Below are 21,723 nucleotides of genomic sequence, written 5' to 3'. Positions count from 1 at the left end.
CGACCAGCGTCCGCAGCCCTGCCGCCGTGCCCCGCGATTGAACGCCGTGGCTTTGCGATGGGAACAGGCGAAGGACGACCTCCCTCGCAGCATTCGAATGTCAAAGGCAGTCGGATCAATCCAATTTGCGATCACGAAGAGGGAGCATCCATGCGCAAGATTGTTGAAGGACCCGTGCTCACGGTGCGTGCCATTGGCGGGCTCCACGTCGTCACCCTTGCCTGGGATTTTATCGAGGGCCAAGAGGACAAACGCGAGGGGTTGCTCGGCTTTGCCGTGGAACGGAGTGAATTGGCCAAGGACGGTCGCCTCGTCGAGCGATACTGGCTGCGTGGGGTCAAGCGCTTCAGAATCAAGGACGAGGGGCTCCCTCCCGGCGCGCCCGTGCCGACATCCGAGCACCCGATCCAAACCTTTCAGTGGGGAGACTACACAGTAAAGCCAGGCGTGACTTACCAGTATCGCGTGGTGCCTGTGTACGGCAAACCAAAGCTCCTGGATTTGGACACTGCCGCCGCCACAACGGTCGAGATTACCACCGAATGCGAGGAGGGCGCCGAAGCCGATGACCATCGCATCCGTCACGACATCTTCTTCAATCGTGGGGTCGCCGGATCTCAAGCCTATGTCCGCAAATTCGGGAAGACCAAGCCCGATGAGAACGACCCGGCCTCTGAGCCGATGAAGTGGCTGTCGCGCGGCCTCTTCGAGGCGCTCACTGGCTTTATCGCCCGCGCTGCGGGACCCGATGCCGCCGACTATAAGCTGCGGGCCATGCTCTACGAGTTCCGGTATCCCGCCATTGGCGAGTCGTTCAAGGCGGCCGCCACCGCCGGTGCCGATGTCGACATCCGCTACGAGGCGCAGTCCTACAAGGATGAGAACGAGGCAATGATTGCGGCGGTTGGCATCGAGCATATCTGCACGCCGCAGAAATCCCGTGCCGGCATTCGGCACAACAAGTTCATCGTGCTGCTCCACCATGACGTGCCGGTCGCTGTTTGGACCGGGTCAACCAACATCTCGGCGGGTGGACTTTTTGGGCACTCAAATGTTGGCCATGCGGTCTGGGACCGTGGCATTGCTCAGCGTTACCTCGACTATTGGGAGGCACTCGCCGCCCCATCCGTCACTGCAAGCCGGCTTCGGACACGCAATCAGGCCGTGGAGGCAACCCCGGCGCTGCATGAATGGCCTCCGGCCGATCGCCTTCTGACCCTGTTCAGTCCGCGCGACGAGGAGGATCCGGACACCACCACGCCGACACTAGCCTGGTTTGCCGATCTTCTCGCCTCGGCGCAGAGGATTGCCTGCATGACCTTTGCCTTCAATTTCGACCCGGTGTTCCAAACCGCCGTTCAGGGCGAGTCGGATGCCCTCAGTTATCTCATCTTCGACAAGACCTTGGACGAGGCGCGAGAAACGGAGGTGCGGCGCAACCGCAATACCATCATCGCGGCAGGCGCCAAGCTCGAAAAAGGCGATCTGGAGAACTTTCTCGGCGAGGTTCTGACCGGGTTTAACCGAAACCGCTACATCCACGACAAGTTCCTCCTCGTTGATCCACTCGGTGATGATCCCATTGTCGTGACTGGCACAGCAAACTTCAGCGAGCCCTCGCAGGAGAAGAATGACGAAAACATGCTTGTGATCCGAGGAGACACCCGTGTCGCCGATATCTACTTCGGCGAGTTCATGCGGATCTTCGACCATCACTACGTTCGTTATGTGATTGCCAAGTTGAAGGCGGGCGGCCAGCATGACCCCGACGCCGGTTACCTGAAAGAGAAGACATCCGAATGGCTGCCATCGCACTTCGAGCCTGGGCCGAAGGAAAAGCGTCGACGTTTCTTCATGCAATGAAGGGATGAACTTGCATCGCTGAAGAGTCTCCGGGCGACGGCATCGGTCCGGCGTCGATGTCCCCATGAGTCCGGTGAAGGCGGATTGGTGAGTTTGCGAGCGCGACGTGCCATGAGCCATGTACCCAACCGGATGATTGTCATGGCCGCCGCCGTCATCACGGGCTGCGGCTGTGTTTTGGCCAGCCGAGGGACCGGAAGCGCCGGAGCTCGGACATCGGCTTTGTCATGTCAACCAGGACCCGAGGGACAGCTGCGTAATCGGCGCCCGCTTCGGCATGTGCCGGGAGGCCGCGGCAGGGCTTGTGTTTTGCGACAGGTGGGAGCCATCATTGCACGCGGCAGAGTTAGTAACGACCCCCGGGCGGTCACCGAGGGGTTTTCCCCCGATTTGGAAAAACCGCCAACCCAAGACGCCGTTTTATCCTCTTTCAGACCGGTTGGCTGAGGCCTGAGGCGCCGCAAGGAACCGCGTCAGGAAACATTCCAAGACATCAAGGATCTGATCCATGCGATGCGCCGGGATGCGACCGTCCTGCATCAGCGGCGCGATCTCTGCGCGCCCTTCATCATCCAGGCCGTGCACGGTGAGGAGCGGAATCATGCCAGGGTTTTTGAACATGAAGGTGATCCGGAGTGTCTTATGCCGCCCGGCGTTGTTGTGCAGGGAGTAGTCTTCACTCCGGAACTGGCCTGAAATGTCTCTGGCCTCGAGTGCCGTGATCGCCGCCACTGAGCGCCGGGTTCGAAGCTCGTCGGCCAATCCGAGCATCAGGGTGCGGAGCGGTATCAGCTCCTGCTCCGCCGGGCTCGCGTTCCGCGGCTCGTCCGCACCGGCGGGCTTTGGGCTGAGCACAGCGTCTGCGATCCGGCGCGCGCGGTCATTCTGGTCGGTCATAGGAGATATCCTGAGGCAGGTTCGAGAGGTAACCCCGGTCGACATCGTCAAAATTGACGGCAGCTTCGTGCGGAGCATGGTGGGGAAGGGCGTTGACCGGCATATCGTCAAGTCGATCCACCAGATCGCCCGTGAGTTGCGGGCTGGAACAGTGGCCGGGTTCATTGAGAACCGCGAGAGCTTGTCGATGGTCTCTGCCATTGGCATCGATTTCGCCAGGGTTTTGCGATCCATCGACCGGAACCGTTTGATGGCGGTCTGGCCCTTCTGGAGGATGAGGGGCTTTTGCCGAGAGTGCGTGAGCATGCAAAAAGCCGCCCTGGGGCGGCTTCGGTATTGCAATTATAACAATCAGACGGTTCGTAGATCGCTTGCGGAATCCTTGCCGGACCGGCGATCCGTTTGAATTTCGTAGGTAATCTTTTGACCCTCCGCGAGACCGCGGAGGCCTGCGCGTTCCAGCGCGGAGGCATGGACGAACACGTCTTTCCCGCCATGATCAGGCTGGATAAAACCATATCCTTTCGTTTCATTGTACCATTTCACGGTTCCGGTCGGCATCAAAGTCTCTCTTGGTCAGTTCGAGGATACCGCACAAGCGGACCCTGCTGGAAAGCAGGGGTCCGATCGATGCGGACGACCAAGCTAATGGGTCGAGATCGTTTGGCAAGCCGGCATCGCGCCGAAATGCCGCCGTGAACAAAAAGAGAATATTATCCGTTTTCTGTTGATACCGGCGGCTCACCCTATGGCGACGGGTATCCCGTAAGCGTGCCCTCCGTATCCTGATCCTGGGCCCAGGTGGTCCGGCGATAGGTCAGGAGGGGCGGTATGAGTGGGCAGGCAGACCTGTTTCTCGGGTTTGACGCTCCGTTAGTGCCGATCGAGACCCAACGCTCTCGGGGACCAGCGCCGGTGCGTCGGCAGCCGAGGCATGAACTTGCGGAAGCGAGTTCCTTCAAGCTCAATCCTGCCCATTATGATGCCGCGGCCCAGGCCTTGCAGGAGACGGGTCGATACCGTGTCCTGCGGGAGCTGATGCCGCGTCCGATCATATCCGATCGGACCATGGATGACGGTGAGAGGATCGGCATCATTGTCGACACTGAGACAACCGGCAAGGATGCGACCGACGAGGTGATTGAGCTCGGGATGGTGGCCTTCACGTTCAACGAGGCGGGCCAGATCGGCGATGTCATCGGCGTGTTCAACGCCTTGCGTCAGCCTGCGGTCCCGATCAGCCCGGAGGCCATGAAAGTCCATAAGATCACGCCCGAGATGGTCAAGGGCCATGTGCTGGACCTGGACGAGGTGGAGCGCTTTCTGGAGCCGGCACATCTGCTGATCGCTCACAACGCCAGCTTCGATCGCCCGTTTTGCGAGCGTCTGGCCCGAGGCTTCAGCGTCAAGGCCTGGGCCTGCTCCAATTCGGAGATCGCGTGGGCGGAACATGGCTTCGAGGGGACCAAGCTCGCCTATCTGCTAGGGCAATGCGGCTGGTTCCATCATGGACATCGCGCCACCGATGATTGCCACGCTCTGCTGGAGGTCCTGTGTCATCCTCTACCGGATGAGGCGGGCTCACCCTTCGCCCGTCTGTTGAACACGGCCCGTAAGCCGCGGTTCCGGATCTGGGCCGAGAGCACGCCTTTTGAGCAGAAGGACGTCCTGAAAAGAAGGTCGTACCGCTGGAACGACGGCAGCAATGGCCGGCCGAAGTCATGGTGGATCGAGGTCGGCGAGGAGGCCCTTGAGGCCGAGGTCGCATTTCTGCGGGACGAGGTGTATCGGCGGGAGCTCGAGCCTTTCATCCAGAAGATTACGGCGTTCGAGCGCTTCCGCTTCTAGTCCTCTAAGGCTTGTGGACATTAAGGGACCTGAAGGCTTCCCGCACTGGCTGAAATTTGATTCAAGGCTGGGAAACAGGAGGTCAGCCTTGAATCGTTTGGTGCTGAAGGACGAGCAGTGGGAGCGGATCGCGCCATTGCTGCCCGGGAAGGCCGGCGATCCCGGCCGCTCAGGGTCTGATAACAGGCTCTTCGTCGAGGCGGTGCTGTGGATGGTACGCACCGGGGCCCCCTGGCGCGACCTGCCCGAGGCGTTCGGTTCCTGGAATAGCGTGTTATTGCGCGACGATCTGGATTGAGGAACTTCCAGCCTGATCGCCGCGCGGCAATCAAGGAAGCACCGTTGCTGCATCCGGACGTCTGCTAATTACCTACCTAGCCTACGCGCTCGACAAACAATTCCAATTGAGCGGCTGAATGAGCTGATGCACCTGCGCCCTGCGGTCGAGCATGTTGGATTGAGACTGGATTGCCGTACCTAAGCCGGAGCTGCCGCGATCCAATCGCAGATCACTCGTCGGTGAGCGCCATGAGCTCAATGACACGATGACGAACTGTGGAGAGGCCAAGGAACTTCGGAGAAGCCACACGAGAACGACTGCTAATGGAATGGTCCAGCCGTGCTCCTGCCCCGCTTGCTCGTAAGCTGTGGGGGATCGAGCCACGCAAGGACACGTCCCATGTCACGGTTTTCGTCAAAGATGCGACTGAAGCAACGGTTCAGCCTGGGTTACTTCCGCGCGGCGCGCCGCTGGCGAGGCTGAGCTCGCGACCCCTCGAGCAGGCCAGTTGATTGACGATTGCCAGCCTCGACTCGATCGAACTCACCATTCGTTGCTGTAAACTGCTCACGCGCCTCTGCCCCGCCGAACGACGCATACGTGCTTTCGCGCTCACAGATCACGAACCCGACATCAATCTTTTTGCAAGGCGCGGCTTCGCCGGTGATCCTCTGCAACAGCAACTGACCAGCCCTCCGGCCCATTCCGACACGATCAACGCTAACAGTCGTCAACGCTGGAGTCAGCGAACGTGCGATCGGCAGGTCGTCGAATCCGCAGATCGCAAGCTGGCGTGGCACCGACACGCCGCGCCGCTGGCATTGAAAGACGGCGCCAACTGCCATCACGTCTGTGGAACAAAGCAGCAGGTCGACGGGGTTCGACAGGCTCATGGCGCGATCAACAGCTTCGGCACCGCCCAGAAAGCTGTTCTCACAGTAAAAAACCAGCTCATGCATGTCGATATCGAGTTCGCGCGCCGCAGCCAGATAGCCCCTGAGGCGGTCCGCTATACGATCATTCGGCTCACGCGAACTGGTGACGATTGCCATGCGCCGGTGTCCACGCCTGTGAAGAAGGTGCACGATCTGACGCCCCGCTTCGAAGTTGTCGTACCCAACCACGGAGTCGATCGGATCGTCGAAAAAAAGGTTAGCTCCCTCGACGACCGGCAAACCACTGGCTTGGAGCAAGCGCCTCGTCTGTTCGGTGTGCCATCCTCCGGTGAGATAGAAAGCATCGGGCCGCCGCTCCAAAAAGTCGGCCACGATCTGCTCCTCTCGCTCAATCGAGTAGCCGCAATGGCCAATCATGATTTGGATGCCGTTTTCGTGCAGAACGTCGCCCAAGCCTTGCATGACTTCAGCGTGCTGCGTGTAGCCGATCGCAGGGATGATCGCGCTGATCATCCCCGTCCGGTTCGCGGCCAAGCCCCGAGCGACCAAGTTGGGTACGTAGCCGAGCTCGCGGATGCAGGCTTCGACCCTTTCACGGGTCTCCTTGGACACATTCTTAGAGCCGTTGAGAACGCGTGAGACCGTGCCCGCTCCGACATTGGCTCGTCGTGCAACGTCGGCAATCGTTACGCCCACTGATTTCTCCTAAGGTCATCTGTTGAACCGAAACCATATTTCAGGAGAGGCTTGCAGGCAAGCTAAGAGTGCACTTGACAGCCTCTATTTCCGCGTCATATTAAATATGGAAGCGCTTCCAACTGGATGAATAGCGCAGAAGCTTAGGTTGAGGAAATCGAGCACTAAGCCTAGATACAGTATCGCGTATAGTATAGCGCCGTTGAACTTTAGGATCGACTTGCGAGCTGCAAGCTTTGCAAACGCTTAACCGTGACTACGCCGCCTAACCACGAAAGAAAGCACTCAATATGCCTAGCTCCGGCAATCTAACGGACTTGTCAGGCCAAACCGCTATCGTCACCGGCGGCGCACGGGGCTTGGGTCTTGGGATCGCTCAGAGGCTTGCACGCGCTGGCTGCCGTGTGGTGCTCTGGGATGTGAATTTCGACGGCTTTGAGGAGAGTACGGCTGGCTTCTCGCCAATCCTCAAGCAGACAGTCGATGTCTCCGACGCCGCTGCAGTCGCAAGCGCCTTCGCTGATGTCATCGCCAAAACGGGTCAGGTCGAGATCCTCGTCAACAACGCCGGCATCAACGGGCCGATCCGTTCTACCTGGGATTACCCCTTAGACGCGTGGCAGAAGGTCTTGGCGATTGATCTAAACGGCGTCTTCCATGGCTGCCGGGTCGCGGCCCCGCACATGCGCGAGAGGGGTTATGGCAGGATCATCAATGTTGCGTCGATTGCGGGCAAAGAAGGCAATCCGGGCGGCAGCGCTTATGCAGCTGCAAAAGGTGGGGTCATTGCCTTCAGCAAGTCGCTTGCAAAGGAACTCGCCACGTCTGGTGTCACGGTGAATTGCATCGCGCCCACCATGGCAGAGACGGAGCTGTTGAAGGAAATGACCCCTGAGTTCATCTCGACCATTAAGGCAAAGATCCCGATGGGCCGGATCGTGCGCGTCGATGAGGTGGCGGAAATGGTCGCCTGGATTGCAAGCCCGGCTTGCAGTTTCACAACCGGCTTTACATTCGATCTGACAGGGGGTCGCGCGACCTACTGAGAACGAGGCTCCAGATCGGCGCAAGAAGTGCGTCCGGCAAAAACAAGGTCAAAAAGACCCGAAAGACGATGGGAGGAATGATGGCAACTAACGCAACCGTTCAGACCGGTTCACCTCCGCGCAGTGCTCCACTGCTGTTCGAGAGGCTGAGATCCCGGTCCGCCCAGCAGGCCGGTTGGTTGACGATCGCCTGCATCGTCTTGGCAATCTTCTCATTGATGCCCCTTGTTGCTCTTATCCTCCGGGGCTTCGTTGAGACTGAGGGCGGAAAGCTCGTCCTCACTTTTGACGCCATCAGAACCGTGATGGGACAATCCGGATACTGGCTCGCTGCATGGAATACCGTTGTCATCTCGATCGGATCCATGGTGCTGGCGGCCGTCATCGGCGTGGTTCTGGCCTGGTGTCTGGTTCGCACAAACGTGCCGTTCGCCCGGACGCTCGAACAGCTCGCCACCATGCCGATCTTCATCCCGCCCTTTGTCGGCGCGTTTGCCTGGGTGCTGATCGGTGCCCCGCGCATCGGTCTGTTCAACCTGCCGGCAACCGGACTGGGCCTCGCCGAACCGCTCGATATCTACACCTACACCGGCATCATTTGGACCACGGGGATCTACATTGCGCCCTACGTCATGATGATCGTGGCGGCTGCGCTGCGCAACATGGATCCAAGCCTTGAGGAGGCCGCACAGGTTTCGGGTCTCAGTCGCGTGCGGACAATGCTGCAGATCACTCTGCCTGTCGTCGCCCCCTCGATCCTGTCGGGCGCCGTGCTCGCGTTCGTCATCAGCATCGGCCTGTTCGGCACGCCGGTTTTGCTGGGCATGACGAAGGAAATTTACCTCCTGACCTCTCGTATTTATCTGGAGCTCCAGCAATTCCCGCCGAGCTTTGGAATCGTTGCGGTGCTCGCGATCTACCTCATGATCCTATCGGTCATCGCTAACCTTCTCCAAAGTTGGGCCTTGCGCGGACGCTCCTTCGTCACGGTGACCGGAAAGGGGTTTCGCCCGCGGATTATTCATCTGGCGGCCGGGCGGTACGTCGTAGCGGGCATCATCTGGCTCTACCTGCTCCTGACCGTGATCGGCCCGATCATCATCATCATCGCAGCTGCGCTCTCGACCTATACGTGGTCCGGCAAATGGACCTGGGCGAATATCACTTTCCTCTGGCAGTCGGACGACGTGAGCGCGACCCTCGTCAACAGTCTGCTCATTACCCTTATCGCTGCGACTGCAGCGACAGTGCTTGGACTTGCCGTCTCCTGGATTTCGACACGCACCCGGATGCGCGGACGCCATCTGCTTGAGCATGTCGTATTGCTGCCGATGTCAGTGCCAAGCCTCGCTTTTGCTCTTGGCGTCAGCTTCTTTTGGCTGTGGATGCCATGGACGGTCTATGGGACCATCTGGATCATTATCATCGGCCTGATCGGACGCTATGTCAGCTATTCCGTCCGGACCATTACGTCCAGCTTGGTCCAAATTCACCCAGAGCTCGAAGAAAGCGCCCGCATCTCCGGCTTCGGCTGGGGCAGCACCATGCTTCGGGTGACCTTGCCGCTGGTGTTCCCCGCGATCATTTCGAGCTGGGTGATGGTTTACTCGATTTTCATCTCTGAATTGTCGATGGTTCTGCCGCTCTACACGGCCAGCACACGGACCCTCTCGATCTTGAGCTTCGATACTTGGGCTGTCGGCGAGTTTTCCCAAGTGGCCGCTCTTTCCTTCCTGCAGTTGGTGTTGGGGGCGGGCGTCATGTGGGTTGTCACGCTGATGACGAAGCAACGGCAGGCTGCGGCAATTTAAAGTTACAAGGCAGGGGAGGAGGAACAATGAGCGTCCGGGTGGAAGGACTGACCAAAACCTTTGGTCCGCTGCGTGCGATCGACAATCTCAGCGTGACGTTTCAATCGGGAAAGATCTCCGTGCTGCTCGGAGCCAGCGGTTGCGGTAAGACAACGACGTTGCGCTGCATCGCCGGATTGGAACATCCCGATAAAGGCGAAATCCTCATCGACGATGAAGCTGTCTACGCTTCGGAGCGCGGCATCGATCAGCCGCCGGAAAAGCGGCGGCTTGGGATGGTGTTCCAGTCTTACGCCATCTGGCCGCATCTGACGGTTGAAGGCAACGTCGCGATGCCTTTGAAGGCCCAAAAAGTCCCGCGTGATGAGATCGCACGCCGGGTCAAGGAGACGCTCGGTATCGTTGGCCTGTTGGCTCATGCCGAAAAGAGCGCCATGAAACTGTCCGGCGGGCAGCAACAGCGCGTGTCGATCGCGCGCTGTCTTGTGGGAAATCCGCGGCTGATCCTGATGGACGAACCGCTTAGCAACCTGGATGCGAAGCTTCGTGTCGAAATGCGTCAGGAAATTCGACATCTGCAAGAGCGGATCGGTGCGACCATTCTGTTCGTGACCCATGACCAGGAAGAGGCCATGTCGCTGGGCGATGAGATCTTCCTCTTTGACAAAGGCCAGGTCGTTCAGAAAGGGGCACCCGAGGATCTCTACTTCCGTCCCGTGGTCCGTTACGTCGCGGAATTCTTGGGTAAGGCGAACCTGTTCCGGGTCTCAGTGAGGCTGGACGGCGAGGGGGCGGCTATCGCCGCATTGCCCTCTGGCGAGGTGATCGCGAAAGGCAACATTCGTGATGCCCATATCTCACGCGAAGCGCTCTGCATGGTACGTCCGGAGTCCTGGAACGTACGCAGCAGCGATCAGCCCGGCCTGCCCGCCGAAGTCAATGAAGTGATGTTTGTCGGCGACCGGCGCGAGTTGCGGGTCGCAACGCCGATCGGACCTCAGACGGTTGTCACATACGGTTATGAGCGCTTCCGGATCGGTGACCGGCTGTCCCTGTCCGTTGCGGCTGACCAGGCGCATCTCTTTCAAAGCGAGGCCTGAGACGTTTGTGCTCCGTTCCACCCGCCCGGAGCCCTCAGAGGGAAAGTATGTGCGGGGCAATCACGGCAAGCCTTAGGGAGGTTACACCATGAAGATCACCAAGACGCGTCGCAGCCTGCTGCGTGGAGCTGCCATCATCAGTACCATGGCTCTGTGGGCCGCTTGTCCGACAATTCAGCCAGCCATTGCTGCCGATGCTGCGCTGGTCGCTGCAGCCGAGAAGGAAGGACAGGTCGTCCTTTACGGAGATCCCTTCACCGTGCCGCTCCTGGTGAAGGCGTTCAGTGCCAAGTACCCGAAGATCAAGGTGACATCAGCCACCGGGGACGGCTGGCAAATCTATAATCGCTTTGTCGCGGAGAATACCGCGGGCAGGCCGATAATGGATATTATGTATCAGGCTGAGGACACCGTCATCACAGCCAAGACATCCGGATATCTGGCCGATTTCACCAGTAGCGAAGCCGGTAATCTAACTAAACTCGGCCAAGTGCCAGGTGGTGGCTACGCGCGTGGCAACGGCAATCTGATCTTGTTTGCTTACAATCACGAAGCGATGGCCAACAAGCCAACTCCGAAGGATTGGACGGACTACGTCAATCCCCCAAAGGAATGGGAGGGTCTCGGCGCGATGTCGAACCCAGGCTCGTCCTCAGCGACATTTGCAACGGTGGCAGCCCTCTACCAGAACTATGGGGCCGACAAGGGCGGCGCCATCCTGAAGGGCTTCCGTAGCGCCAAGGGCGAATTGAACCCATCGATGGGCGTCATGGCAACGAAGCTGCAGACGGGCGAACGTCCGCTCGACTTCTTCAATATCACGAATGCGGTTTCGGGTATCATCAATAAGGGCGCCCCGGTTACCATGACCGTCCCTGCATCAGGTGGCGTTGCCCAGTTCAATGCCATCGGCATCAGCAAGAACGCACCCCATCCGAACGCGGCCCGTCTTTTGGCGGACTTCGCATTAAGCGCCGACATGCAGACGATCTTCTCGGAGGCTGGGGTTTATCCGGTGCGCACTGGCATTGCCTCGCCCAAAGGATTGCCGGTGCTCACCGAGGTCAAACTGATGGAGTTGGACCTGGAAAAGGCGCTCAAGGACCGTGAGACCATCCTGAACTGGTGGTCATCCAGCACCGGCTTCAACTATCGCTAAACCGCCATCTGCAAAATCAGCAGCAACCGAGATCTCGACATTGAAAGACCATGCGATGAACAGAGCGATCAATCTACGTCAGCTTTCGGTTGCTAACCTTACGGTCGGAAGGGTCGACCCGGTAGAGTTCATCGAAAAGGCCGCCGCTGCAGGATTTGGCGCGGTTGGCCTTCTCGTGATGAGCGCCACATCCCAGCCGCTTCAGCATGAAATCGTCGGCCGCCCCGAGGTCATGCGAGCTGTAAAATCCGCTTTAGTCACCAACGGCATGCGTGTCTTTGATATCGAGGCCTTCATTCTGTCACCGCAGACCGATCTTGAGCGCATGCGGCCGGCGTTGGCGGCTGGCGCGGAACTGGGCGCCACCCATATTTCGTCGATCGGCACCGAGTTCATGGGCAACACTCAACTTCTCGAGCCGGCGCAACGGGTCGATCTCTTCGGCCGCCTCTGCGATGAGGCAGCGCAGTTCGGCCTTCATGTTGGCGTCGAGTTCATGCTCTATCGTGACATCCGCACCTGGGAGGAGGCCTTGTCCTTGATCGAGGCTGCCGGTCGGCCGAATGCGGGCCTGATCCTCGATTTGCTCCACATCCTCCGGGCAAACACGACTCCTGCCGATCTCGCGAAGATCCCGGCTGACCGGGTCGCTTACGCCCAGCTCTGCGACGCAACTGACCGGTCTCCCGCTTTGGAGGAGCTTCCCACCGAGGCGCGCACAGACCGTCTACACCTCGGCGACGGCGTGATCCCGCTCGACGAAATTCTTGATCTTTTGCCCGACGGCACGCCGCTTGTAATCGAAACGCCAGTGGCTGCGGAGGCCGCCTGGTCGATCGACGAGCGCCTCAAGACAGCGGCTGATAACGCCAAGGTATTATTTGATCGGCAGCTGATGCGGGCGTGACGGCATGAGCGTGCAGAGGTGCGATGTCCTGGTGATCGGGTCTGGTGCCGGCGGCCTCTCGGCCGCCGTCACAGCGGCTTGGCACGGGTTGAAGGTTGTGGTTGCTGAGAAGGAGGCGGTGTTTGGCGGCACGACGGCCTGGTCAGGCGGCTGGATCTGGGCGCCGCTCAACCCTCTGGCGAAGCGCAGCGGCATCGTCGAGGACATTGACGCCCCCAGAACCTATCTCAGGCATGTCCTCGGCAACAATTTCGACGAGGTGCGTGTCAATGCGTTTCTTGAAGCCGCCCCCCAGATGGTTGCGTTCTTCGAGGAGAAGACCGCGCTTCAGTTCCAGGACGGCAACAGGATCTGCGACACGTATGGAACGGTTCCAGGCGCCGGGACCGGGGGCCGGTCCGTCATCGCAGCCCCTTATGACGCGCGTGGTTTGGGCAATCTCGTCAAGCGCCTTCGGCACCCACTGCGCGAGACCACCTTTTTGGGCATGACGCTCCAGGCCGGAGCAGACCTGGGTGCCTTCATGAGCGTGACGAGATCCCCTCGCGCCTTGGGATACGTTGCCCGGCGCTTGGGTCGTCATGTTGTCGACCTTGCCGTCTACCGCCGAGGCATGCAGCTTCGCAATGGATTGGCCCTTGTCGGGCGCTTGTTGCGCTCGGCCGCTGATCTGGGGGTAGACCTGCGGGAGTCGTCACCAGCGATCCGGCTGATCTATGAGAGCGGCTCGGTACGAGGAGCGGTTCTCAGGACTCGGCAAGGCGAGGTGGAGGTCAGGGCAAGCCGGGGTGTTGTCCTTGCCGCGGGCGGCTTCCCGCACGACCCCGAGCGTCGCCAGGCTCTGTTTCCAGCCAATGATCAGCACCTGGCACTGGCGGTTCTATCCGCGACCGGCGACGGCTTGCGTTTGGGAGAGTCGGTGGGCGGGATTGTTGACACGACACTCGCAGCTCCGGGGGCATGGTGTCCGGTTTCGCTCGTACCCTTCCCCGATGGATCGATCGGACGCTTCCCCCATATCATCGAGCGCGGTAAGCCAGGGATCATCGGCGTCCTCGCGAACGGGAGGCGCTTCTGCAACGAGGGCAATGGCTACCACGACTACGTGTCCGCCATGCTGGCCGCTGTGCCAAAGGGCGAGGAAGTCGCTTCCTGGCTGATCTGCACGCGTGCCTTCCAGCGCCGGTACGGGTTAGGGATCGCCCGGCCAGCACCTGTGCCCGTCGAGCCCCTCATCAAGTCCGGCTATATCAAGGTCGGTCAGACGATCTCCGAACTCGCTTTGATCTGCGGAATCGATCCCGACGGCCTGGAGCGAACGTTGGCCGAGTACAACAAACATGCACGAGAGGGCAGGGATCCCGTGTTCGGCCGAGGTTCGACCCCTTATAACCGGCTTCAAGGGGACCCCGACCATAAGCCAAACCCATGTGTTGCTCCCATTGAGCGCGGCCCGTTCTATGCCGTCAAGGTTGTGCCAGGCAGCTTCGGGACCTTCGCAGGGCTCAAGACGGACGGCAGTGCCCGTGTCCTGAACTCGACTGATCGACCCATTCGAGGCCTCTATGCTGTTGGCACTGACATGGCGAATGTGATGGGCGGTCACTACCCCGCAGGTGGCATCAACCTTGGCCCTGCCCTGACGTTCGGCTTCATTGCTGGACGACATCTCGCCAGCCAACCGAATTGAGGGCCGCTTTTGATGACCAAACTTTCTGCGGGTTCATGAACCCGGACGAGGCACGACGAACCAAACGCGAGGAGAGAGCGATGCGCGGCAAGGGCTTTTACGCCATGTGGAACGGGATGGATCCGTCACATTTACCCGAGTTTAACCTCATGCATGCGCGCAATCACACGCTTGATCATGTCCGCTACCTCGGCCCGAACGGAATTCTGTCTGTGAGGCGCCATTGCGACGGTGTGGGTTCGCTGCCCCCGTTCTTCTCTTTCTATGACATGAGTAGTCTTGACATTCTCACCGACGCTGAGCACCAGGATATGCGCGTCGCCCAATCTCTCTGGTTTATGGCGCTACGGCCGCATTACCGCGATCACATTCGTCATCATTGCCATGTCCTCGCCCGTAGCGGAGCAGGGACGGCGGGTTGCATCGGTACGCTGCTGTTCAAGCTGTCTGAGCGCGCCGCAACCGATGGCAAGGCTGGGCAAGCTCTCGTTGACGACCTGCTCAATACCAATGCGATCACCGCAGCGCACTTTGGCAGGGCGGATCCGCTAGTCCCGACAGCGGTTGGCGGCGAGCCGCCGCCTCGACAGCAAGAGGAGGAGCCGGTTGGCATCCTTGTCATCGAAGGATTCAATCGGTTTGACTTGGCTCACGCCTTATCGGGAGTGAGTGTGCGTCTAGGCGCTGAAGGCGTTGCCATCGATACACCCCGCTGGGGCCATTATGCCCTGAGCCTCGCAGTCGACTTCGAAGAGCTGGATCAAATGAAACGGCTTGAGCAGGCAAACTGAGGCCAAAGAGGAATGATGGCAGCCGCACCCAAGCATCATGGCTCTCGCGGAGTCCTAATGGAAGCGACGATAACGCCAACAAAGCCGCGCATCCTGCGGGCGACCAGCACCATCGATGACTGCCAAAGCATATACATCATGCTCGAATTGGCCGAACGGCTGATGGCCGCTGCAACCGAACTTCCCCACGTCCGCTCCGGATCTCCAGCGTTGACGTCTGGAAGAGGATGGATCCTAGCCGACGATCCACGCTGGGAAACACCCACAGCCGTCGAGAACGAGCGTCTCTCCGTTGGTCAAGTTGGAAAAACCCGAAGGAGGAGATCGTGAGCACGCCTGCCAAAGCTTTGCTCGCCATTTGGCACGATGTCGACCCGGAGGCTGTGGACGACTACATCGCTTGGCACACGTTTGAACACCTGCCTGAGCGTATCGCGCTTCCGGGCTTCTTGCGGGCTCATCGCCTTGAACTGGAAAGTGGACCCGGCCAGCAGTTCTTCTGCGTTATCGAGGTGAGAGACCTAACCGACTTCCAAGGCGAGGATTATCTGGCACGCCTAAACTCCCCGACCGAGTGGACGCGTCGAATGATGCCACACTACAGCAAGGTTCATCGCTCGCTTTGCCAACTTGTTTGCGACAAGGGCAGGGGAGTGTCACCGTTTACCCAATGCCTGCGCTTCAACCTGATGGGTCAGCTGCCGCGGAAATTTACGTCTATGCTAGAGACGCTGACGTCGGATAAGGCGGCAACGCGTGTGCGGCTGGCCGCTCTCAACAGCGCCGTCAGTGCGCAGGATACGGAAGAAAAGCGACTTCGCAGGGGAGAAAACCAAGGAGGCTTCGATTACCTGCTGCTCCTCGATGGGCACGCGTTGCCCTCTCTTGAGGCTGCCGTTATGAAGGCACTCGCTGAGATAAGGCCGCTCGTCGAGACTGTTCAGCGGAGCCTCTACCGGCATTCGTATTTCCTAAGCGCATGACTGAGAAGAATACTCAGGTCGATGGACGGCTCACCGATCGACCGCGCGGCCGACCGGCAGGTAAGGCGTGCACGGATCTCTCGGAGGAAGAGATCGAACGGCTGCGGGCCGGCAACATCCTTTACGGTCGGGAGGGCACGGTCAAGTTCTTTCAAGTCGATACGAGAACACGTGAGAACGGGTTTTTCTTCGAGCTTGTGGAGCGTCGCGGATACAGGGCTTTGGTGCAGTGAATGCCCCCATCCGCCTTGCCGCGATCAAAATCGCTTTAACGTTCCAACCGGACCACTCGATGGGGGCGGATCAAGACCGGCCGATGAGATCCACGAGGCTCTGGAGCGACTTAACGTGCGCAAGGATGGTCGAGAAAGCCGTTCTCCACCGAGACTCTAACGGCGGCAGGATGAAACTTCAGTGGCAGGTCAATTAGCCCAGAATATGTCCTTAGGACATAAGGAGCCACATCACATGGCCTTGACTGATAGTGCTTCACCTCTGAGAACGAAATGCACATCTAAAGACGCAATGACTGAATTCTTTGGCGAGCGGACGACCGTAGAGGCATACGATGGTAGCGAGTATGTGTGACGTTAATTTTATTACATACGAAACCAGAGGGGGCATCACCGTAACGCGGGAGCGCAGGGAAGTTCCCTACGTAGACGCTGTCTCTTCCTATGTCGATAAGCTTGACGAGCGGCGTGGAGCTGTCTTTTCCTCGAACTACGAGTACCCTGGCCGATACACACGCTGGGATACAGCAATCATTGATCCCCCACTTGGCATTTCCTCCTTCGGGTGGAATATCTGGATCGAGGCCTACAGCGAACGCGGCAAAGTACTGCTCGGCTTTATCACCGACTGTCTAAAGACAGTTTCGGCGTTGGAAATTGGTGTTGTCACAGGCAGCCGCCTCGACCTGAAGGTAAAGCTTCCAGACCAGTTATTTACCGAGGAAGAGCGCTCGAGAGTCCCGACGGTATTCACGGTACTGCGTGCTATCACGGATCTTTTCCATTCGCAGGCAGATGCGAGCCTCGGACTTTATGGCGCATTCGGCTACGATCTGGCCTTCCAGTTCGACGCCGTCAGCTTAAAGCTCACGCGTCCATCGGATCAGCGCGACATGGTGCTCTACCTTCCGGGCGAGGTCCTCGTCGTCGACAACTACTCCGCCAAGGCCTGGGTCGACCGTTACGATTTCGCCAAGGACGGGGTGACGACGAACGGTAAGTCGACAGACGTCGCAGCCGAACCGTTCATGCCCACTGGCATCATTCCGCCCAGGAGTGATCACCAGCCCGGCGAATACGCCGAACTCGTCACTAAGGCCAAAGAGAGTTTCCGCAAAGGCGATCTCTTCGAAGTCGTACCGAGCCAGAAATTCATGATGCGTTGCGAGAGCAAGCCGTCCGAGATCTCAAGGAGGCTGAAAGCGGCCAATCCGTCACCCTATTCTTTCTTTATAAATCTCGGCCATCAGGAATATCTTGTCGGCGCCTCACCGGAGATGTTTGTGCGTGTATCGGGCCGACGCATCGAGACCTGCCCGATTGCAGGCACAATCAAACGAGGCAATGATCCGATCACTGATAGCGAGCAGATCCTAAAGCTATTGAATTCAAAGAAGGAAGAAGCCGAACTCACGATGTGCTCCGACGTCGACCGCAACGACAAGAGCAGAGTCTGCGAGACGGGTTCAGTCAAGGTTATTGGTCGCCGCCAGATCGAAATGTATTCGCGTCTCATTCACACGGTCGATCATATCGAAGGACGCTTGCGCGATGACATGGACGCATTTGATGGCTTCCTGTCCCATGCCTGGGCTGTCACCGTGACCGGAGCCCCGAAACTCTGGGCCATGCGCTTCATTGAGAACCACGAGAAGAGCCCACGGGCTTGGTACGGAGGGGCGATTGGCATGGTCGGCTTCAATGGCGACATGAATACGGGCCTCACGCTGAGAACCGTACGTATCAAGGATGGCATTGCTGAAGTGAGAGCGGGGGCGACACTGCTGAACGATTCGATCCCCGATGAGGAAGAAGCTGAAACCGAACTCAAGGCGTCCGCCATGCTTTCCGCAATCTGCGATGTGGACGCCGGGAATGCCAGGACTGGTGAGCGGAAAGCAGCCCGCGTCGGCGACGGGATTAATGTTCTGTTGATCGATCACGAGGACAGCTTCGTTCATACCCTTGCGAACTATTTCCGCCAGACGGGCGCAACCGTTTCGACCATTCGCACGCCGGTGCCGGAAAATACTTTTGATCGATTCAACCCAGATCTCGTCGTCCTTTCGCCGGGGCCCGGACGCCCAAAAGATTTCGACTGTGAAGCGACCATCAAAATGGCGCGGGCGCGAAACCTGCCGATCTTCGGCGTTTGCTTAGGGCTACAGGCGCTCGCTGAAGCCTGTGGCGGCGAGTTGCGGCAACTCCCGTCGCCAATGCACGGCAAGCCGTCCCGCATCCGCATATTGGAACCAGGCCGGGTGTTTTCCGGACTTGGCCGCGAGGTAACTGTCGGCCGCTACCACTCGGTGTTCGTTGACCGATCGACACTGCCGCGAGACTTCATCATCACGGCGGAAAGTGACGATGGAACAATCATGGGGATCGAGCATGCCAGTGAACCTATGGCTGCGGTGCAATTTCATCCGGAGTCGATCATGACACTTGGCGGCAACGCCGGATTGCGAATGATTGAGAACGTCGTCGCACACCTGTCCCGGACCAAGCCTCGTCCGCCCATACAATGAGCGGAGACGCTGTTGAGGGCACCGTCACGCGGTTGCGCCGTCGGATAGAAAATCGACCATGATGTCTTCCAGTGCCCGGTACATCTCGACTCCGGTAACAGTCAGGCAACCGGCAGTGCGCGCCGCATCTATCAACGGTGTCAGTGCTGGGTCGGTGACGACACACCCAACGAACATATCGCTGGTCAATCTTGCGGTGTCGATGGGGAGAGGCTCGTACGTTGGCATGCCGGATGGCGACGCATTGACGATCAGGTCGAAACCAGCCGGATTTGAGTTGCCAGCGTGAACATTCCCGCTGATGGCTTCGAGCTTCGCAATCAACGCATCTCTCCTCACGCTGTCGGTGTCGTGGATGGATAGACTCGCCACACCGGCTTCAAGAAGGCCAAGAGAGATGGCCGAGCCAGCCCCACCAGCCCCAATCAGGAGCGCTCGCTTTCCCACGAAACTGAACCCTTTTCGCTCGGTGGCCTTCACGAACCCTAGACCATCGACCATGTCACCGTGCCAACTGCCGTCCTTATTGCGTCGCATGATATTGACCGCTCGCAAGATTTCGGCTCGTTCGGAGATCGTTTTGCAGTGCTTAAAACATGCGAACTTATGGGGAACGGTGACGACGATGCCGTCAAGGTTGGAGACGCGATCAGAAGCTTTCAAAAACAATTCAAGATTGGCGCTCGCGATCCGGACAGGCAGCATCACCGCATTGCGGCCATCGCGTGCGAAAGCCGCAGTCATGCCGGCCGGCGATTTCACTTGAGCGATCGGGTCACCGATGATGACGTTCAGACGCGTGGCGCCGTCAATCGCTGGTGCCATTGAAATTTCTCCTGATATGCGACCAACATCGCTCAAGCAGAATGGCTGAGCTGTCCGATGAACTGTTTGACCCGTTCGCTCTTCGGATTTGTGAAGAACTCTTCCGGCGGCGCCTCATCCTCGATCTTGCCGTGGTCCATGAAGACCACCCTGTCCGCCACCAAGCGGGCAAACGCCATTTCATGGGTGACACAGACCATTGTTCGTCCTTCTAACGCGAGTGACTCCATTGTCTGGAGAACCTCTTGGACCATCTCAGGGTCGAGCGCCGATGTCGGCTCATCAAAAAGGAGCACATCAGGCTGCATGCAAAGTGCCCTTGCGATCGCAACGCGCTGCTGCTGACCTCCCGACAGCTGACTTGGGTACTTTCTGGCCTGTTCCGCGATCCTGACACGGGCCAGAAAGTGCATCGCTGTTTCTTCAGCTTCCTTGCGGCCAATCTTAAGTGTCCAGATCGGTGAAAGCGTGCAGTTCTCGAGAACCGTAAGATGCGGGAACAAGTTGAATTGCTGGAAGACCATGCCAACCTTGCGTCGAACTTCGTCTCGAGACGTTGCTGACAGCTGACGCCCGGCCACCACGATCCGCCCGCCGTCATAGTCCTCCAGGCCGTTAATGCACCGGATCAATGTCGACTTTCCGGAGCCAGAGGGACCGCAGACAACGATTTTTTCGCCGGTACGAACACTGAGGCTCACGCCCCGAAGGACCTTAAAGGTGCCGTAGTACTTCTCGACGTTGTCAAGTTCGATAATGGTCGGTCCCTTGCCAGGCGCCGGCGAGGATGCAGATTTCGACATGATCAATCCACCCGCTTCTAGAAGGCTTCCGCTTCTCGGACGCAATCGATCATCGATTGTGCCTTATTCATGCACTCATTGTACTCGTCCATGGCATCGGATGCATGCGTGATCCCCCCGCCGCAACGCATGGTGATCCGGTCGCCTTTAACCCAGGCCGAACGCAATATGATTGCCGTGTCAACCGATCCATCAAACCCGATCAGTCCGAGCACGCCGCCGTACGGCCCGCGAGGCGTGCCCTCAACCTGTTGAATGACTTTCATCGCCTGGTGCCGTGGAGCGCCGGTGACAGCTGACGGCGGAAAGCACGATAGAACCGCTTCGATTGGGCTGAGCCCTTCCTTGATTTGCGCCTCAAGCACCGTGTAGAGATGCATGACGCTGCCGAGCTTTCGCACTTCGAGTTCAACAGGCATCTCGACCTTCGCGTCAGCTGCGATTGCCTTCAAATCAGCTATTGTCTCATCGACAATCATCTTCTGCTCTTCAAGATCTTTCTCAGCATTCAGAAGTTCGTTCATGATCGCTTGCGTCTCGTCCTCCGTTTCTCCGAGACGGCGCGTCCCCGCATCGGTTTCGACCGTGAGTAGGCGGCCCGATTTCCGGAGGTGCATTGCGGGTGACGCGCCGATCAGTGTGATGTCATCACTGCGGACGAGGAAGATGTGCGGAGAAGAATTGCGCCGGCGCATCACGTTGAAGACAGCGTCGGCTGTCGCGCTCGTCGTCTTCGAGAGGCCCACCGACAGGATAGCCTGATGCAGCTCGTCACGGGCAATGCGCGTCTGGATTTCTCTGATCTTGCCCTGGTATTCATCGATGGAGGTGTCCACCTCCCAGTCGATCGCCTTCCGCGAGGTTCCATCAACTGCGCTAGGAAGAGGGGCGGGGGATCGTATGATTTCATCGACCAAATTTTTACAGCTACGCTGGGTGCCTCCTGAGTCGAACTCCGTCTCGTTTGCCTGAATGCTGACGATGAAGGCCTGCGCCTTTGTGTGATCGATGATCAGCAGTTTGGTGACGAGCCAAAATACGGCCTTCGCATCCTCACGCGACCCGGCCGTTGCGTCGTACGGAAGATAGGTAAATACCCCGCCTTGGAAGGGCACCTTCCTAAAATCAGGGTCAGACTCAGCGCCACCGTCGAAGGTCCCGTCGGTATAATCCGACGCCTGTTCTTGGGTGATAGGGGTCACCTCGAGCCCGAAATATGTGAAATCAGGGGGGGCACCACCGCCGGCAGAGCGCTGAAGACTGAACTTGCTTACGGCGCACGCATGAGCAGACAACATCTCGACTGTATTCTGATCAAGGGTGAAGCGCTCTATGACACGGTTAAACGGTCGACTTGGCACGGCACT

Annotated in this window: 19 protein-coding genes and 1 pseudogene; 14 read left to right on the top strand and 6 right to left on the bottom strand. The window is 58.7% G+C overall.

The window, feature by feature from the left end; all coding sequences use genetic code 11:
• Nucleotides 1-150: 150 nt before the first annotated feature.
• Nucleotides 151-1,863, top strand: a complete 1,713-nt coding sequence (locus tag JO965_RS28340) for a phospholipase D-like domain-containing protein (protein ID WP_203445382.1) — start codon at nucleotides 151-153, stop codon at nucleotides 1,861-1,863.
• A 420-nt stretch (nucleotides 1,864-2,283) separates the two neighbouring features.
• Here the strand turns inward: JO965_RS28340 and JO965_RS28335 are convergent, their stop codons facing one another.
• Nucleotides 2,284-2,760 carry a hypothetical protein gene (locus tag JO965_RS28335; RefSeq protein ID WP_203445381.1) on the bottom strand — a complete coding sequence of 159 codons (477 nt, stop codon included), beginning with the start codon at nucleotides 2,758-2,760 and terminating at the stop codon, nucleotides 2,284-2,286.
• Between the two features lie 76 nt (nucleotides 2,761-2,836).
• On the opposite strand from JO965_RS28335, the gene JO965_RS49525 reads away from it, so the two are divergent.
• Nucleotides 2,837-3,166, top strand: a complete 330-nt coding sequence (locus tag JO965_RS49525; protein WP_371826946.1) for a hypothetical protein — start codon at nucleotides 2,837-2,839, stop codon at nucleotides 3,164-3,166.
• Here JO965_RS49525 and JO965_RS28325 read toward each other — a convergent pair.
• Complete coding sequence (locus JO965_RS28325; RefSeq protein ID WP_203445379.1) at nucleotides 3,112-3,321, bottom strand: cold-shock protein; 210 nt, start codon at nucleotides 3,319-3,321, stop codon at nucleotides 3,112-3,114. The two genes, JO965_RS49525 and JO965_RS28325, sit on opposite strands and share 55 nt — an antisense overlap.
• Before the next feature lie 270 nt (nucleotides 3,322-3,591).
• On the opposite strand from JO965_RS28325, the gene JO965_RS28320 reads away from it, so the two are divergent.
• Both JO965_RS28320 and JO965_RS28315 read left to right on the top strand, forming a co-directional pair.
• Entirely contained in the window at nucleotides 3,592-4,608 is a 1,017-nt protein-coding gene (locus tag JO965_RS28320) for a 3'-5' exonuclease (protein ID WP_203445378.1), read from the top strand.
• A gap of 88 nt (nucleotides 4,609-4,696) precedes the next feature.
• Nucleotides 4,697-4,891, top strand: a pseudogene (locus JO965_RS28315) (transposase); the annotation flags it as partial.
• A 446-nt stretch (nucleotides 4,892-5,337) separates the two neighbouring features.
• Here JO965_RS28315 and JO965_RS28310 read toward each other — a convergent pair.
• On the bottom strand, nucleotides 5,338-6,480 hold the full coding sequence (locus JO965_RS28310) for a LacI family DNA-binding transcriptional regulator (RefSeq protein WP_203445377.1): 1,143 nt from the start codon (nucleotides 6,478-6,480) through the stop codon (nucleotides 5,338-5,340).
• 290 nt (nucleotides 6,481-6,770) lie between these two features.
• Between JO965_RS28310 and JO965_RS28305 the strand changes: the two genes are divergently transcribed.
• The 10 genes from JO965_RS28305 to JO965_RS28260 all read left to right on the top strand — a co-directional run bounded on the left by JO965_RS28305 (nucleotide 6,771) and on the right by JO965_RS28260 (nucleotide 18,728).
• The gene (locus tag JO965_RS28305; protein WP_203445376.1) at nucleotides 6,771-7,526 is read left to right on the top strand and encodes an SDR family NAD(P)-dependent oxidoreductase; all 756 of its coding nucleotides are present in this window, start codon (nucleotides 6,771-6,773) and stop codon (nucleotides 7,524-7,526) included.
• A gap of 77 nt (nucleotides 7,527-7,603) precedes the next feature.
• Nucleotides 7,604-9,337, top strand: a complete 1,734-nt coding sequence (locus JO965_RS28300) for an iron ABC transporter permease (RefSeq protein WP_246777038.1) — start codon at nucleotides 7,604-7,606, stop codon at nucleotides 9,335-9,337.
• A gap of 26 nt (nucleotides 9,338-9,363) precedes the next feature.
• On the top strand, nucleotides 9,364-10,437 hold the full coding sequence (locus JO965_RS28295; RefSeq protein WP_203445524.1) for an ABC transporter ATP-binding protein: 1,074 nt from the start codon (nucleotides 9,364-9,366) through the stop codon (nucleotides 10,435-10,437).
• A gap of 88 nt (nucleotides 10,438-10,525) precedes the next feature.
• A complete protein-coding gene (locus tag JO965_RS28290; RefSeq protein ID WP_203445375.1) occupies nucleotides 10,526-11,596 on the top strand; it encodes an ABC transporter substrate-binding protein in 1,071 nt (356 codons plus the stop codon).
• A 55-nt stretch (nucleotides 11,597-11,651) separates the two neighbouring features.
• Nucleotides 11,652-12,503 (top strand): sugar phosphate isomerase/epimerase, encoded by an 852-nt coding sequence (locus JO965_RS28285; RefSeq protein WP_203445374.1) that lies wholly within the window; start codon nucleotides 11,652-11,654, stop codon nucleotides 12,501-12,503.
• A gap of 4 nt (nucleotides 12,504-12,507) precedes the next feature.
• Entirely contained in the window at nucleotides 12,508-14,193 is a 1,686-nt protein-coding gene (locus JO965_RS28280; RefSeq protein ID WP_203445373.1) for an FAD-dependent oxidoreductase, read from the top strand.
• Nucleotides 14,194-14,273: 80 nt separating this feature from the next.
• Nucleotides 14,274-14,984, top strand: a complete 711-nt coding sequence (locus JO965_RS28275) for a hypothetical protein (protein ID WP_203445372.1) — start codon at nucleotides 14,274-14,276, stop codon at nucleotides 14,982-14,984.
• 326 nt (nucleotides 14,985-15,310) lie between these two features.
• Complete coding sequence (locus JO965_RS28270; protein ID WP_203445371.1) at nucleotides 15,311-15,967, top strand: DUF4286 family protein; 657 nt, start codon at nucleotides 15,311-15,313, stop codon at nucleotides 15,965-15,967.
• Entirely contained in the window at nucleotides 15,964-16,200 is a 237-nt protein-coding gene (locus tag JO965_RS28265; protein ID WP_203445370.1) for a hypothetical protein, read from the top strand. The genes JO965_RS28270 and JO965_RS28265 overlap by 4 nt, the downstream gene beginning before the upstream one ends.
• Nucleotides 16,201-16,535: 335 nt before the next feature.
• Complete coding sequence (locus JO965_RS28260; RefSeq protein ID WP_203445369.1) at nucleotides 16,536-18,728, top strand: anthranilate synthase; 2,193 nt, start codon at nucleotides 16,536-16,538, stop codon at nucleotides 18,726-18,728.
• A gap of 24 nt (nucleotides 18,729-18,752) precedes the next feature.
• Here JO965_RS28260 and JO965_RS28255 read toward each other — a convergent pair whose 3' ends face one another.
• From JO965_RS28255 to JO965_RS28245, 3 genes are read right to left on the bottom strand one after another with little or no spacing between them, the layout of a single operon-like run.
• On the bottom strand, nucleotides 18,753-19,553 hold the full coding sequence (locus JO965_RS28255; protein WP_203445368.1) for a shikimate dehydrogenase: 801 nt from the start codon (nucleotides 19,551-19,553) through the stop codon (nucleotides 18,753-18,755).
• Between the two features lie 32 nt (nucleotides 19,554-19,585).
• Nucleotides 19,586-20,356, bottom strand: coding sequence for an amino acid ABC transporter ATP-binding protein (locus JO965_RS28250; RefSeq protein WP_305846606.1), 771 nt, complete (start codon nucleotides 20,354-20,356; stop codon nucleotides 19,586-19,588).
• A gap of 17 nt (nucleotides 20,357-20,373) precedes the next feature.
• Nucleotides 20,374-21,717: a chorismate-binding protein gene (locus JO965_RS28245; protein ID WP_203445367.1), complete on the bottom strand. Its 1,344-nt coding sequence runs from the start codon at nucleotides 21,715-21,717 to the stop codon at nucleotides 20,374-20,376.
• Nucleotides 21,718-21,723: the final 6 nt, after the last annotated feature.

It is taken from the genome of Microvirga sp. VF16, assembly GCF_016864375.1.
Classification (GTDB): Bacteria; Pseudomonadota; Alphaproteobacteria; order Rhizobiales; family Beijerinckiaceae; genus Microvirga.
The sequence above is the reverse complement of the archived record's forward strand: the minus strand, read 5'-3'. Positions and strand labels throughout refer to the sequence as shown.

Bases quoted from the DNA above. Each gene is read 5' to 3' on its own strand.
- JO965_RS28275 (WP_203445372.1), top strand. From the start codon at position 14,274: ATGCGCGGCAAGGGCTTTTACGCCATGTGGAACGGGATGGATCCGTCA.
- JO965_RS28280 (WP_203445373.1), top strand. From the start codon at position 12,508: ATGAGCGTGCAGAGGTGCGATGTCCTGGTGATCGGGTCTGGTGCCGGC.
- JO965_RS28335 (WP_203445381.1), bottom strand. From the start codon at position 2,760: ATGACCGACCAGAATGACCGCGCGCGCCGGATCGCAGACGCTGTGCTC.
- JO965_RS28285 (WP_203445374.1), top strand. From the start codon at position 11,652: ATGAACAGAGCGATCAATCTACGTCAGCTTTCGGTTGCTAACCTTACG.
- JO965_RS28265 (WP_203445370.1), top strand. From the start codon at position 15,964: ATGACTGAGAAGAATACTCAGGTCGATGGACGGCTCACCGATCGACCG.
- JO965_RS28305 (WP_203445376.1), top strand. From the start codon at position 6,771: ATGCCTAGCTCCGGCAATCTAACGGACTTGTCAGGCCAAACCGCTATC.
- JO965_RS28325 (WP_203445379.1), bottom strand. From the start codon at position 3,321: ATGCCGACCGGAACCGTGAAATGGTACAATGAAACGAAAGGATATGGT.
- JO965_RS49525 (WP_371826946.1), top strand. From the start codon at position 2,837: ATGGTGGGGAAGGGCGTTGACCGGCATATCGTCAAGTCGATCCACCAG.
- JO965_RS28255 (WP_203445368.1), bottom strand. From the start codon at position 19,553: ATGGCACCAGCGATTGACGGCGCCACGCGTCTGAACGTCATCATCGGT.
- JO965_RS28320 (WP_203445378.1), top strand. From the start codon at position 3,592: ATGAGTGGGCAGGCAGACCTGTTTCTCGGGTTTGACGCTCCGTTAGTG.
- JO965_RS28260 (WP_203445369.1), top strand. From the start codon at position 16,536: ATGGTAGCGAGTATGTGTGACGTTAATTTTATTACATACGAAACCAGA.
- JO965_RS28300 (WP_246777038.1), top strand. From the start codon at position 7,604: ATGATGGCAACTAACGCAACCGTTCAGACCGGTTCACCTCCGCGCAGT.
- JO965_RS28250 (WP_305846606.1), bottom strand. From the start codon at position 20,356: ATGTCGAAATCTGCATCCTCGCCGGCGCCTGGCAAGGGACCGACCATT.
- JO965_RS28295 (WP_203445524.1), top strand. From the start codon at position 9,364: ATGAGCGTCCGGGTGGAAGGACTGACCAAAACCTTTGGTCCGCTGCGT.
- JO965_RS28290 (WP_203445375.1), top strand. From the start codon at position 10,526: ATGAAGATCACCAAGACGCGTCGCAGCCTGCTGCGTGGAGCTGCCATC.
- JO965_RS28340 (WP_203445382.1), top strand. From the start codon at position 151: ATGCGCAAGATTGTTGAAGGACCCGTGCTCACGGTGCGTGCCATTGGC.